This is a genomic window from Pseudomonas sp. 43(2021), from assembly GCF_017490805.1.
Taxonomy (GTDB): Bacteria; Pseudomonadota; Gammaproteobacteria; order Pseudomonadales; family Pseudomonadaceae; genus Aquipseudomonas.
Map to the genome: position 1 here is coordinate 69,291 of NZ_JAFGYJ010000020.1, position 12,490 is coordinate 81,780.

Consider the following 12,490-nt stretch of genomic DNA (forward strand, 5'->3'; position numbering starts at 1 on the left):
AAGTCAGATGGGCGATAGGTAATGCTTTTGATGTCCTTGCCGGATGCCGAGGATTCCGCGGGGACCAACAAACACGGAGGTCGTGGTTGAAGTTCCCTGATAACTGTCTGCCTCTCTAGAGGTCTGCCACACCTTCATGAGATCCTTGGCTCCAGGTTTGTAATCAGGGTAGCGCTCAGCGGCCATTTCTAAAGCATGTTTTGGCAGAATACCCTCCCGATTACCTTCAGCTGCAGCGAGAATCTCCATTGAATCGGAAAGCTGTTTAGCCCTATGCAAAGAGCGGGCGCCGATGGTGTTCGCGAGCGCTTTGGATGTTTGGGAAAGGTTTATGAGATCCTTATTACCCAGATGTGAAAGAATCTTGTCCATGGGCGGCAGGTGCGAAATTTTTTCTAGCCCTGCAGGTACACCCTGTAGTTCTGGCATGGAGAGTCTTCGCAATTTAGGTTGGGCGTGCAGGGTTGGTACTGAGTTGGACCTTCGTAGCCGTGAATGTCCGCTGGGGTCAGAGGCATTGATTGGGTCCCCTGCACAGTAAGCGTAAGCATTGAGCCCACCTGCGCCGAACGGGCTCAAGGTATCCGGTGAGTGAAACCGCATTTTCGTCGGACTATAAGCCCTATAGCCTGATCCCAAGAGGTAGGCATTGGTGGGGATGTCGAGATGCTGCCCGCTGAAGCTGAGAAAAAGCAATGCTGCTGAGGCATCGCTGCAATGTCCATAGACGCTATGGACGAATTGCAGCGTACTGCCTGCGAGATGCCAGTGCTGCACTGTATTTTGAGTGTCAGTGGTGAGCAGTGCCGCATTGCTTGCCGTTGAATGAAGCTGGGCCAGCAAGTGATGACTTGCTTGAAATGCGTAGCGCGACTGCGTTTCGGACAGCTCTACACTTAATTGGCTGCTGAGGTAAAAGAAATTGCATCGAGTAGTCATCGAATTTCAAGCTCTTCTCATCTGGCCTGGAAAGTGTGGCCGATAACTTGAGTCGAAGACACTGGTAAAAATGTCAGGTAAGGCTTAATGCCAGGAGCGCTGTGCCGTTTTGCACCTGCAACTGTGAGTAGGCCGCAAAGCGGCCCCTGGGTCAGGCGACGCTACGCTCAGCGGCAGGTACCTCAGCCATTCCCCGACGATACAGAACCAGGTAATACGACCCCAACCCGATCAACCAGCAGAACACCGCCGTCCACACGTTATGCGAAAGGAAGTGCGCCCCTTGCATCATCCTGCCAACCGACAGCACTGAGCCGGCTATCAGCGCCACTGCAAATGCCACCCGCGCCAGCCGCGGCTTGCGGTCACGCAGCATGAAGAACAAGCCAAACAGGCAGAACCCGGTCGCCGCATGCCCGCCCGGCCAGCACAGCCCGGGCTTTTCGGTTGCCGGTCGCGGTTCCAGCAGCTTGCTGTAGGTCTCGGTGCCGCCAAACTGGGTCAGGCTCCACGGGCACTGCACCTGGGTGACCTTTTTCAGCGGCGTGACAAACGCCGTGGACAGGCCCAGTGCCAGCACCAGGCAGCCCAGTTCACGGCGCCAGCCGAACAGGCGCTTCACGAAGAAGCTGGCGGCAAAGGTCAGTAGCGACAGCACGCCCAGCAGGATCACCACTTGCTTGACCCGGTCATGCAGGATGTTCTCCAGCAAGTAACTGTGGCGGCCGATGAACTGCCCGGCAGCAGGGTCGAAGAACAGGTTGGCAATGTCCATGTCGATCGAGGTCAGTTCCAGCAGGATCAAGCCCAGCGCGGTCGCCAGGGGGAGCCCAAGGTACAGCCAGAAATTGATCGGGCGAGGGCGGGTTGGTTGCTGCATGACGGCTCCAGGGCGCGAAAAAGATCGGGCATTGTCGACCGCCCGCTATCCTGTGTCCGTGAAGGATCAGTGAAAAAACCGTCAAGTGCGGTGAATTATCCCTGGGGCTGGCACCCTGCAGGCATAGGCCTTAAGCTGCGCCTGCCGCGCACCACAGCGAGAAGCGCCGCACAGGAGAAACCGATGCGCATTCTTTTGGTTGAAGACAACCGCGATATCCTGGCCAACCTGGCCGATTACCTGGGCATGAAAGGCTACACCGTCGACTGCGCCCAGGATGGCCTGTCCGGCCTGCACCTGGCTGCCACCGAGCACTACGACCTGATCGTGCTCGACATCATGCTGCCCGGCATCGACGGCTATACCCTGTGCAAGCGCCTGCGCGAAGACGCCCGCCGTGACACGCCGGTGATCATGCTCACCGCCCGCGACCAACTGGACGACCGCCTGCAAGGCTTCCGCTCCGGTGCCGACGACTACCTGCTCAAGCCCTTCGCCCTGTCGGAGCTGGCAGCCCGCATCGAAGCTGTGCTGCGCCGAGCCCAGGGTGGCGGGCGCCGCACCCTGCAGGTGGCCGACCTCAGCTATGACCTCGACACCCTTGAAGTCAGCCGCCAGGGCCGCCTGCTCAAGCTCAACCCGGTCGGCCTCAAGCTGCTGGCGGTGCTGATGCAGAAAAGCCCGCACGTATTGCGCCGCGAAGTGCTGGAGGAAGCCCTGTGGGGCGATGATTGCCCCGACAGCGACAGCCTGCGCAGCCACGTGCACCAACTGCGCCAGGTGATCGACAAGCCGTTCGAAAAACCGCTGCTGCATACCGTCCATGGCGTCGGCTATCGCCTCGCCGAGGGCCGTGATGGAGTTTAAGCAAAGCCTTGCCCAGCGCATCATCATCGCCTTTGCCCTGATGAGCGCGTTGGTGGCCGGGGCCTTCGCCTTCGGCATTGTCGGCACCGTGCACCTGGTCGAAGAGCGGCTGATTTCCTCGGTGCTGGGCGGTGACCTGCAGCGCCTGCTGCGCATGGACAGCGTCAGCGACTGGAGCCACCGGCCACGCCCCGACCAGTTGTTCTACTTCAGTGGCGGGCGTGACGACTTCGAGCTGCCCAAGGACCTGCGTCATCTCGACCGCGGCTTCCACGAGGTATTCCGCGACCAGCTGTCGTACCACGCCATGGTCGAGATCGTCGATGGCCGCCGTTATGTGCTGCTGCAGGACCAGAGCGACTTCGAAGAGCGCGAGCGCGTGCTGTTTGCGGTAGTGGTAGTGGGCTTCGTGCTCAGCCTGGTGCTGGCGGTCATCCTCGGCTGGTTGGTGGCGCGTCGGGTGATGGCGCCGGTGATCCGCCTGGCGCGCCAGGTTCGTCACCGCGACCAGTTGCTGGGCCTGGCCCCGCCGCTGGCGCCGGACTATGCCGCGGACGAAGTCGGCCAGCTGGCGGTAGCCTTCGACGATACCTTGGGCCGCCTGCGCGATGCGCTGACCCGCGAACGGTTGTTCACCAGCGACGTCAGCCACGAACTGCGCACGCCCTTGATGGTGCTGGCCACTTCGTGCGAACTGCTGATGGAGAACCCGACGCTGGACGCCCGCTCGCGCAGCCAGGTGGAACGTGTGGCGCGTGCCACGGAAGAAATGCGTGAACTGGTCAAGACCTTTCTGATGCTGGCCCGGGCACAGCGCGACGAGGGCGCGGTGGCTTCACGGGCCACCCTGCGGGAAGTGGCCGACGAACTCGTCGGGGTCTGGCGCGACACCATCGAGCAGAAAGGCCTGGCCTTGTATTTCGATGGCCGCGTCAGTGCCAGCCCGGTGCTGTACAACGCCACCTTCCTGCAGTCGGTGATGGGCAACTTGCTGCGCAATGCTGCGCATTACACCGACAGCGGCTACATCCGCCTGAGCCTGGAAGCCAACGGTTTCAGCGTAGAGGACAGTGGCGTGGGTATCCCGGAAGAACAGCGCGAGGCGATGTTCCGGCCGTTCGTGCGCGGCGATGAGCGGCGCGGCGAGGGCCTGGGCCTGGGCCTGTCGCTGGTGCAGCGGATCTGTGACGACCAGGGCTGGCGTGTCACCCTGACATCGACCTTGCCGCACGGCTGCCGTTTCAGGGTGGACCTGAGCAATACTGCGGCCAAGGGCAACCCGGAGGCTTTGGTCTAGTAATTTGTCGTAACAGGTCATGCGGGGCTCAACATTTTTTTCACATCGGCATGACCTGATTCCTACGCTCGCTTACCTAATGTGGGCGGAATGGAGTCAGGAGATGCCCAATGCGTAGCCCCATCAAGCTTGAATTTTCCGAGAAGTACGACAAAGAACATGCGCGCGAGTACTTTCTCAAGCACCAGGATGGCCTGGCGCGTCGCCTTTCCCACAAGCGAGATGAGCAGCTGGCGCGTCGCGCCCTGGCATTGGCGGGTGAGCCTGGCCTGGTCCTCGACCTGCCATGCGGTGCCGGCCGCTTCTGGCCGTTGCTGGCAGAAAAGCCCAACCGGGTGATCATCGGCGCCGACAACTCCGAAGCGATGATCGAGACAGCCTGTACCGCGCAACCGCCAGAGGTGGTGGCGCGGGTACGTCCTTTGCAGACATCGGCGTTTGCCATCGACTTGCCAGACAACTCGGTGGACAGCATTTTCTGCATGCGCCTGTTCCACCACATTGGCGAAGCGGCCCACAGAAAAACCATTCTTTCGGAATTTCAACGGGTTAGCCGTGATAGTGTGATCCTGTCATTGTGGGTGGACGGTAATTTCAAAGCCTGGCGCCGGAAGAAGCTGGAACAGCGTCGCAGCGCCAGGAAGGGCGACCAGGACAATTACCAGAACCGATTTGTGTTACCGGCCGAAACGGTCGAAGAAGAATTCCGAGCCGCCGGCTTCAGAATCCAGGAACGCCTCGACTTCCTGCCGTTCTATGCCATGTGGCGGGTCTATGTATTGCGTAAGGGGTAGTGTTTGATGGCTGTAGCCCAGAAAGGGGAGTCGCGGTTCGATTTTTACTGGCGCCAGCAGGGCGAGTGGGTCGAGGAGCCTAACCAGCGCCGTGGTGGCGAGAGTGGTGTGCAACGCCTCAACGATGGCAATGGCAAGCTGCTGTATGCCAAGCGCCAGGTCGGGCATATCTACCGGAGCCTGCTGCACCCTTTCGGTCGGCCAACCGTATTGCGTGAACTCGATGCGCTGAACAGCTTCGAGCAACTGGGCGTGCGCGTACCGCGCATCGTCTTCTGTGGCGCCGAGCGTGATGCCGACCACCAGTGGCGTGCGCTGCTGGTGAGCGAAGCACTCGACGGTTTCGTCGAGCTCGACACCTGGCATGCCGAAGGTGCCCGCGAGCGTTACCCGCAGGTGGTGCATGAGCGCATGCTCAAGGACCTGGCGGACAACCTGGCGCGGATGCACCTGGGGCACTGGCAGCACGGCTGCCTGTATGGCAAGCACGTGTTCATCAAGGTAATTGGCGAGGGTGAGCAGGCTCGGGTCGAAGTCGCGCTGCTGGACCTGGAAAAGTGTCGGCGACGTATCAGCTGCCAGCGCGCGGCGGGCAATGACCTGCGCCAGCTGCGCCGCCATTCGTCGATCAATGACGCAGAATGGCAAACCCTGCTCTACTTTTACCAGATGGCGTTTGGCAGCGCTGTCAAAGGGTTAGGGCAATGAAACTAGAAATAGCTCGAGCTTTGTTCCTGGTAGCTGGCCTGGCGGTGACCACCGTGGCGGTGGCCGCCTGGGAAGAGCCGAGGCCGACAGTGTTCAGCAAGGCCGAGACGGCTGACCAGTGCGCGTTGCCGCGGGAAGTGAAACCGCAGCAACAGGCCGAGGTCGCGCCGGATCAGGACCTGCTGCTATTCCTGTTCGGCATGCGCCAGGGGTTGCGGCCGTTCGGTTGAACCCGGTGTAGATGGATGCCAGAGGCCTCGCGATTGCGGGGCCTCTGGCATTTTTGCTTCTGCATTGCCGGCCTCTTCGCGGGTAAACCCGCTCCCACAGGTACTGCACCAATTTCGGATACCGGTGCCGTACCTGTGGGAGCGGGTTTACCCGCGAAGAGGCCGGTTCAGGCAACCGATGTCTGTCTGGCCACCTCTTTGTGCGCCAGCAAGGTGTAGATACAAGGCAACACAAACAGGGTGAACAGCGTGCCAATCGACATCCCGGTGGCAATCACCGTGCCGATGTCAAAACGGCTGACCGCCCCCGCCCCGGTCGCCAGGATCAGCGGCACCATGCCGAACACCATCGCCGCCGTGGTCATCAGCACTGGTCGCAGGCGAATCGCCGCGGCTTCCTCGATCGCTTCGCGCACGCTCAGGCCGCGTTCCTCACGCAACTGGTTGGCAAACTCGACAATCAGGATGCCGTGCTTGCTGATCAGCCCGATCAGCGTCACCAGCCCGACCTGGGTGTAGATGTTCATGCTCGATACGCCGAGGAACAGCGGCAGCAGCGCGCCACAGATCGACAACGGCACGGTCACCAGAATCACCAGCGGGTCGCGGAAGCTTTCAAATTGCGCCGCCAGCACCAGGAAGATGATTGCCAACGCCAGGCCGAAGGTCACCCACAGCGCACTGCCTTCCTGCACGTACTGGCGGGCCACGCCGGCATAGTCGAAGGCGAAGCCTTCCGGAGCCTCTTCGCGGGCGATGCCCTGCACGGTCTGCAGTGCCTCGCCCAGGCTGACCATGGGCACGCCCTGGATGATCGCCGAATTCAGCTGCTGGAACTGGTTGAGCTGGCGCGGGCGGGCGCGGTCGGTGAGGGTGATCAGGGTCGATAGCGGCAGCAACTGGCCCTGGTCGTTCTTCACGTAGTAGTTGTTCAGCCAGCCGGGGTTATCGCGGTACGGCCGCTCGACCTGGGCAATCACCTTGTAACTGCGGCCTTCGAGGGTGAAACGGTTGATTTCCGCTTCGCCCAGCAAGGTCGCCAGGGTGCCGCCCAAGGTGTCCATCGACACCCCCATCTGCGCCGCCTTGGCCCGGTCGATGTCCACCACCACCTCGGGTTTGTCGAAGGCCAGGTCGATGTCGAGGAAGGCGAACTTGCCGGACTCCTGGGCGCGGGCCTTGATGCGCTGAGCCACATCCAGCAGTGCCGGGTAGTCGCCAGCGCTGTTGATCACGAACTGGAATGGCAGGCCCTCGCCGGTGCCGGGCAGCGACGGCAGGTTGAAGCCGAAGATCTGCAGGCCGCTGATTTCCTCAAGCTTGCTCTGCACCAGCGGCAGCAGTTCCATCTGCGTGCGCTCGCGCTCGTTCCAGGGCTTGAGCAGGAAGCCGCCGATGCCGGTCTGCACGCCATTGAAGCCGTTGATCTGGAATGACGAGTAATACTCCGGGAAAGCCTTGAACAGCGGAGTGAATTGGTCGGTGTAGGCGTTGAGGTAATCAAGGTTGGCCGGCTGCGGCGAGCTGCTCATCATGAAGATCACCCCCTGGTCCTCGTTGGGCGCCAGTTCGTTCTGGGTGAACTTCAGCAGCACCGGGATCAGGCACAGGATGATCACGGCGAACACCAGCACCACCGGCCGGCTGTCGAGGGTAGCGTGCAGCAGGCGCTGGTAGCGCACCTTCAGGCGTTCGAACAGCACGTCCAGGCGATGGGCCAGGCCGCTGGGGTTCTGCTCCTGGCGCAGCAGCAGGGCACACATCATCGGCGACAGGGTGAGGGCAACGATGCCGGAGATGATCACTGCACCGGCCAAGGTCAGGGCAAACTCCTTGAACAGTGCGCCGGTGAGCCCGGTAAGGAAGCCGATCGGCGCATATACTGCCGCCAGGGTAATGGTCATGGACACCACCGGCATGGCGATTTCGCGGGCGCCCTCAAGGGCGGCGTCGAACGGCGATTTGCCTTCTTCCATGTGCCGGTGGATGTTCTCCACCACGACAATCGCATCATCCACCACCAGGCCGATGGCCAGCACCATGGCCAGCAGGGTCAGCAGGTTGAGCGAGTAGCCCATCATCTGCATGAAGAACAGCACGCCGATCATCGACAGCGGGATGGTCACCACCGGGATCAGCACCGAGCGCAGGGCACCGAGGAACAGGAACACCACCACGATGACGATCAGTACCGCTTCGCCGAGGGTCTTGATCACTTCGTCGATGGAGGCCTGGATGAACAGCGTGGCGTCGTAGGCGATCGATACCTTCAGCGCCGAGGGCAGCTGGCTTTCCAGCTCGGGCATGATACGCCGGACTTCCTTGATGACGTCCAGCGGGTTGGCGGCCGGTGTAGCCTTGATGCCGATGTACACCGATGGGGTGCCGTCGAACGAGCTGACCGTGTCGTAGTTTTCCGCACCCATCTCGACCCGCGCCACATCGCCCAGCAACACGCGGCTGTCGCCACTGGTCTTGACCGGTAGCGCGGCGAACGCCTCGGCCGACTTCAGTTCGGTGCTGGCGTTGATGCTGGTGACCACGTATTCGCCCTTTACCTCACCGGCCGCGGAGAGGAAGTTGTAGCGGCGTACGGCATTGGTCACGTCGGTGGCCGACAGGCCGAAGCCTGCCAGTTTCACCGGGTCGATCCAGATGCGCATGGCGAACACCTGGTTGCCGAGGATCTCCGCTTCGGCCATGCCCGGCAGGGTGGCCAGCTTGGGCTGGATCACCCGCGACAGGTAGTCGGTGATTTGCGGGTTGCTCATCTCCTTGCTGTAGAAACTGATGTACATCAGCGCCGAGGCATCGGCGGCTTCCTTGCTCAGTACCGGGTCTTCCGAGTCCTGGGGCAGCTTGTTGCGCACTTCGTTGGCCTTGGCCAGCAGCTCGGTGAACAACCGGTCGCTGTCAGCGCCGATACGTGCGTAGATGGAAATGATCGAGAAGTTCTGCCGGCTCACCGAGGTCATGTAGTCGATGCCTTCGGCGCTGGCCAGGCTTTGCTGCAGCGGCTGGGTGATATAGCCCTGGATGGTCTCGGCGTTGGCACCGGGGTAGGCAGTGGTCACCGTGATCAGGGCGTTTTCCATTTGCGGGTACTGGCGGATCTGCAGCTTGTTCCAGGCCTGGAAGCCCAGCAGCAGGATCAGCAGGCTGACCACGCTGGCCAGCACCGGGCGGCGGATGAACGGGTCGGTGAACGCCATGCCAGCCTCCTGTCAGTCCTTGCCCGGCGCGCCCTGTGCGGGCTTGAGGGCTTTGTCCTGGCCAATGCGGATTGCGGCGCCGGGGGTGAGCTTCAGTTGGCCGGCGGTGACCACCTGTTCCCCCGCCTGCAGGCCCTTGCTGACCACCACCACGCCGTCACGGCGCTCGCCGGTCTGCACCGTGCGCTGCTCGGCGGTGAGCTGCGGCTGGCCCTTGTCGTCGTTTTCCGGCTTGCCGTCCTTGTCCTTCTTCGGCGTGGCGACGTACACCGAGTTGCCATACAGGGTGTAGGTGATGGCGCTTTCCGGCACTACCACCTGTGGCTGCGGGTTGGGCAGCAGAATCAGCAGGCTGGCGAACATGCCCGGCAGCAGCTTGCCGTCCGGGTTGGCCATGGTTGCGCGCACCAGCAGGTTGCGCGTGGTTTCCTCGACCTTGGGGTTGATGGCGCTGAGGCTGGCGGGGAAGGTCTGGCCCGGGTAGGCGGCCACCTGCACCAGTACCTGCTGGCCCAGGCTGAGGTGTGGTAGAGCCTGTTCCGGTACGTTGAAGTCGACGTAGAGGCTGGATGTGTCCTGCAGGGTGGCGATCACCGTGCCGGCGGCCAGGTAGTCGCCAACGTCCACCTGGCGAATACCGATGGTGCCGCTGAACGGGGCGCTGATGCTTTTCTTGGTCTTCGATGCCTTGAGCTGGTCGACCACCGCCTGGTTCCGTCGGTATTGGGCGGTGAGGCGGTCAAACTCGCCGCGGGAGATGGCCGAGTCGCCGACCAGCTGGCTGCCACGGCCGAAATCGACCTTGGCCAGGCCCAGGTCGGCCTGGGCGGTGCCGAGCAGGGCGGTTTCCTGGTCGTCATTGAGCTGCAGCAGCAGCTGCCCGGCCTTTACCTGCTGGCCCGAGTCGAAGTGCAGGGCTTTGACGATGCCTTCCACCTCCAGGCTCAGCTCCACGCCCTGTAGCGCCTTGAGGCTGCCGACGGCGGGCAGGCGCTCTTGCCACGGGCGCTGTTCGGCCAAGGCGGCCGCCACGGTGATGGGCGGCTTGGGGGCAGTGAAGATCTGGATCTGCTGGTAGATCGAAAAGGCTTTGTAGCCCCCCAGGGCCAGCACGATCAGCAGAACCACGGCCAACATGATGAGCATGCGGCGGCGCAGCATAGGTCCGGTTCCTTGGATGCGGTTGTTATTCGCTTGGACACGACAACGGGCGATCCTGCCCACGTGTGAATGGGGGAAGTATTGACTGTTTTTTGTTGGATGGAGGGATAAATGCCTGTGAGGGCCCCTTCGCGGCTAAAGCCGCTCCCACAGGGACCGCGCAGTCAGTGGGTTGCGCTGTTCCTGTGGGAGCGGCTTTAGCCGCGAAGGGGCCAGTACAGCCAACCCGAAAATCAGACGAGATGCAGGTGGTTGTCCCAGAAACCGGACGGCAGGTTCATCGGCTGCCCGACCAGCTCGGCCTTGCGGCAATCATAGAACCGGCAACGGCCCTGCCCGGAGGTGACGACAAAACCGTCCTGCACCGCGCCCACCCCCGCACAATCGGGCATTGGCGCATCCAGCCGTACCGCGCCACTGTCCAGGTCCCAGATGAACAGGCGATTGGCCCGTGGCGCGGTCAGCGCTACCAGCCGCAGCTCACTGTGGATAGCCACGCTGGCGGTGTACTGGGCCATGGCCTGCAACTGCCGCTCCGGCACCGGGAAGGCCTTGAACGGCTCGCCCGGGCGCTTGATTGCCAGCAGTTCGGCGGTTTCATCGGCATCGCCCATGAACTGTTGGCAGGCGGCGATCGTGCCATCGCTGCCCACCGCCAGGTGGCGCACGCTGTTCATCTGCTGGGCCAGGGTTTCCTTGCTCAGCAGGGTACCGTCGCGCTGCATCAGCACCAGGCTCGGTTCCATGGCGTCGAGGTTCATCTCCACCCGGCTTTCGGCTTCGGTGCGGATACCACCATTGGCCACGATCAGCGTCTCGCCGTCCGGCAGCCAGGCCACTTCGTGCGGGCCGATGCCGTGGGTCGGAATCTCGCCGCTATGCACCAGGCGCTCGCCCTCGAAGCGGTATACACCGAGTACGCCACGCCCCGGGTCGGTGGTGTCGTTCTCGGTGGCATACAGCCATTCGCCACCTTTGTGGATGACCGCGTGGCCGTAGAAGTGCCGGTTCGGCTGCGAGGTGACGGTCTGCAGCAGGCGCCCGTCGCGCAGGTCGACCAGGTAGCTTTCGGTGCCGGGCCGGCGGGCGACGAACAGGGCGATCGGTAGTTGCGGGTGATGGATGATGGCATGGCAACGTTGGGCGACCTGGGTGCTGAACACCGGGGTGCCGTCCAGGCGGAACCCGACCGCATAGTGCTTGCCGTCGCCGTCGTCACGCGCCGACAGCAGCAGGGGCTCGCTGCCTTTGTTGCGGAACAGGCTCCAGCCGCCCAGGGTGAGGGCGCTGAGCAATACGCTACCGAGTTTGAGGGCCTGGCGTCGCAGCATGATCAGTCACCGTCGTTGGCATTGAAGCCCAGCTGGATGTTCAACGCCTTGGCCAGGTCGCCTTCGTGCAGGCGGTGGACGGCGTTGAGGCTGTCGTAGATCTGGTTCAGGGTTTGCTGGCCGGCGTCGTCGGCCAGCAGCTCGCCCAAGGTCTTCTGGTTGTCGGCCAGCAGTTTGAGCGAGGCAGCGTAGGCGGCGTCGATCTTGTCCGCCAGGGCTTTCTGATCGCTGGACAGCAAGCCGCGCAGGCCTCGGTTGTCGACCCCGACCCAGACCGCTTCGGCGGCCTTGAGGCTGGCCTCCAGGCTCTTGAGCGAGCTGTGGCTGCGCCAGGCTTCGGCCTGCAGTGGCTGCGGGATACCCTTGCTCTGGCGGCCCATCGGTGCACCGAGCTTTTTCTTCAGGCTGTCCAGGGCGGTGACCTGGGCGCGCAGCAGGTCGGCGATGGCCTCGTGGGAATCGGCGTAGCGCTGGTTGGGGAACTTGGTCATCTGCGAGAGCATGCCGTCGGTGCTGTTCCAGCCCTTGAGGATCTCTTCGGCCAGGGCTTTCTGGTGTTCAGCGATGGCCACCAGCAACGGGCAGTAGCGGGCTTTCTGCTCGGCAGTGGCGATATCCGGCTTGCTGTCGAAGAGGATGTACTCGTAGGCCGACAGGCCACGTACCACCACGCTGGCCTTGCCCAGGGCCGCGGCATCGACCGGCTGGTCGGCGTTGACCAGCTGCTCGACCTGGCGGCCGACCAGGTTCTTCTTGTCGGGCCAGAACTGTACCTGCCAGGCACGGTTGCCTTCGGCCAGCGGGCCGACCAGCAGCGGTTGCAGCTCGGCCCAGGCCTTTTGCGCGTTGAGGAAGTCGGTACGGGCCTTGTCCAGGGTTTCCTTGCCTTCGCAGTAGGCCAGGGCGCTGGCGGCCAACGTGCGGTCGGCTTCGACCCAGCGGCTGTAGGTAGGCAGGATCACCTGCTTGGCGATGGCAGCGGAGGTCACGGCTTGCGGGTCCTGCGGCGAGCAGGCGCCGAGGGCGAGTGCGGCGAGGCTGGTGAACAACAGTTTGGGTCGGAACATGCCC

11 protein-coding genes are annotated in these 12,490 nt (G+C 62.8%); 5 read left to right on the top strand and 6 right to left on the bottom strand.

The genetic code is table 11. From position 1 onward, the window contains the following. Positions 1–3: 3 nt before the first annotated feature. Positions 4–939, bottom strand: a complete 936-nt coding sequence (locus J5M71_RS17940; RefSeq protein ID WP_207834557.1) for an RHS repeat-associated core domain-containing protein — start codon at positions 937–939, stop codon at positions 4–6. Between the two features lie 151 nt (positions 940–1,090). Continuing rightward, positions 1,091–1,819, bottom strand: a complete 729-nt coding sequence (locus J5M71_RS17945; protein WP_207834565.1) for a phosphatase PAP2 family protein — start codon at positions 1,817–1,819, stop codon at positions 1,091–1,093. A 183-nt stretch (positions 1,820–2,002) separates the two neighbouring features. On the opposite strand from J5M71_RS17945, the gene colR reads away from it, so the two are divergent. The 5 genes from colR to J5M71_RS17970 all read left to right on the top strand — a co-directional run bounded on the left by colR (position 2,003) and on the right by J5M71_RS17970 (position 5,715). Beyond that, positions 2,003–2,686 carry a two-component system response regulator ColR gene (gene colR, locus J5M71_RS17950; protein ID WP_063913285.1) on the top strand — a complete coding sequence of 228 codons (684 nt, stop codon included), beginning with the start codon at positions 2,003–2,005 and terminating at the stop codon, positions 2,684–2,686. Continuing rightward, on the top strand, positions 2,676–3,983 hold the full coding sequence (locus J5M71_RS17955; RefSeq protein ID WP_207834567.1) for a HAMP domain-containing sensor histidine kinase: 1,308 nt from the start codon (positions 2,676–2,678) through the stop codon (positions 3,981–3,983). Before colR ends, J5M71_RS17955 begins: the two co-directional genes overlap by 11 nt. Positions 3,984–4,093: 110 nt before the next feature. Further along, complete coding sequence (locus J5M71_RS17960; protein WP_207834569.1) at positions 4,094–4,777, top strand: class I SAM-dependent methyltransferase; 684 nt, start codon at positions 4,094–4,096, stop codon at positions 4,775–4,777. Positions 4,778–4,783: 6 nt separating this feature from the next. Further along, the gene (locus J5M71_RS17965) at positions 4,784–5,485 is read left to right on the top strand and encodes a lipopolysaccharide kinase InaA family protein (protein ID WP_063913282.1); all 702 of its coding nucleotides are present in this window, start codon (positions 4,784–4,786) and stop codon (positions 5,483–5,485) included. Continuing rightward, positions 5,482–5,715 (top strand): hypothetical protein, encoded by a 234-nt coding sequence (locus tag J5M71_RS17970; protein ID WP_063913281.1) that lies wholly within the window; start codon positions 5,482–5,484, stop codon positions 5,713–5,715. Before J5M71_RS17965 ends, J5M71_RS17970 begins: the two co-directional genes overlap by 4 nt. Before the next feature lie 167 nt (positions 5,716–5,882). Here J5M71_RS17970 and J5M71_RS17975 read toward each other — a convergent pair whose 3' ends face one another. From J5M71_RS17975 to J5M71_RS17990, 4 genes are all read right to left on the bottom strand, one after another. Further along, the gene (locus tag J5M71_RS17975; protein ID WP_207834571.1) at positions 5,883–8,927 is read right to left on the bottom strand and encodes a multidrug efflux RND transporter permease subunit; all 3,045 of its coding nucleotides are present in this window, start codon (positions 8,925–8,927) and stop codon (positions 5,883–5,885) included. 12 nt (positions 8,928–8,939) lie between these two features. After that, positions 8,940–10,088 (bottom strand): efflux RND transporter periplasmic adaptor subunit, encoded by a 1,149-nt coding sequence (locus J5M71_RS17980; RefSeq protein ID WP_207834573.1) that lies wholly within the window; start codon positions 10,086–10,088, stop codon positions 8,940–8,942. Between the two features lie 233 nt (positions 10,089–10,321). Further along, positions 10,322–11,419, bottom strand: a complete 1,098-nt coding sequence (locus J5M71_RS17985) for a DUF1513 domain-containing protein (protein ID WP_207834575.1) — start codon at positions 11,417–11,419, stop codon at positions 10,322–10,324. Positions 11,420–11,421: 2 nt separating this feature from the next. Then, the gene (locus J5M71_RS17990; RefSeq protein ID WP_207834578.1) at positions 11,422–12,486 is read right to left on the bottom strand and encodes an imelysin family protein; all 1,065 of its coding nucleotides are present in this window, start codon (positions 12,484–12,486) and stop codon (positions 11,422–11,424) included. Between the last annotated feature and the right edge of the window lie 4 nt (positions 12,487–12,490).

Bases quoted from the DNA above. Each gene is read 5' to 3' on its own strand.
- J5M71_RS17980 (WP_207834573.1), bottom strand. From the start codon at position 10,088: ATGCTGCGCCGCCGCATGCTCATCATGTTGGCCGTGGTTCTGCTGATC.
- J5M71_RS17940 (WP_207834557.1), bottom strand. From the start codon at position 939: ATGACTACTCGATGCAATTTCTTTTACCTCAGCAGCCAATTAAGTGTA.
- J5M71_RS17985 (WP_207834575.1), bottom strand. From the start codon at position 11,419: ATGCTGCGACGCCAGGCCCTCAAACTCGGTAGCGTATTGCTCAGCGCC.
- J5M71_RS17970 (WP_063913281.1), top strand. From the start codon at position 5,482: ATGAAACTAGAAATAGCTCGAGCTTTGTTCCTGGTAGCTGGCCTGGCG.
- J5M71_RS17960 (WP_207834569.1), top strand. From the start codon at position 4,094: ATGCGTAGCCCCATCAAGCTTGAATTTTCCGAGAAGTACGACAAAGAA.
- J5M71_RS17990 (WP_207834578.1), bottom strand. From the start codon at position 12,486: ATGTTCCGACCCAAACTGTTGTTCACCAGCCTCGCCGCACTCGCCCTC.
- J5M71_RS17965 (WP_063913282.1), top strand. From the start codon at position 4,784: ATGGCTGTAGCCCAGAAAGGGGAGTCGCGGTTCGATTTTTACTGGCGC.
- colR (WP_063913285.1), top strand. From the start codon at position 2,003: ATGCGCATTCTTTTGGTTGAAGACAACCGCGATATCCTGGCCAACCTG.
- J5M71_RS17955 (WP_207834567.1), top strand. From the start codon at position 2,676: ATGGAGTTTAAGCAAAGCCTTGCCCAGCGCATCATCATCGCCTTTGCC.
- J5M71_RS17975 (WP_207834571.1), bottom strand. From the start codon at position 8,927: ATGGCGTTCACCGACCCGTTCATCCGCCGCCCGGTGCTGGCCAGCGTG.
- J5M71_RS17945 (WP_207834565.1), bottom strand. From the start codon at position 1,819: ATGCAGCAACCAACCCGCCCTCGCCCGATCAATTTCTGGCTGTACCTT.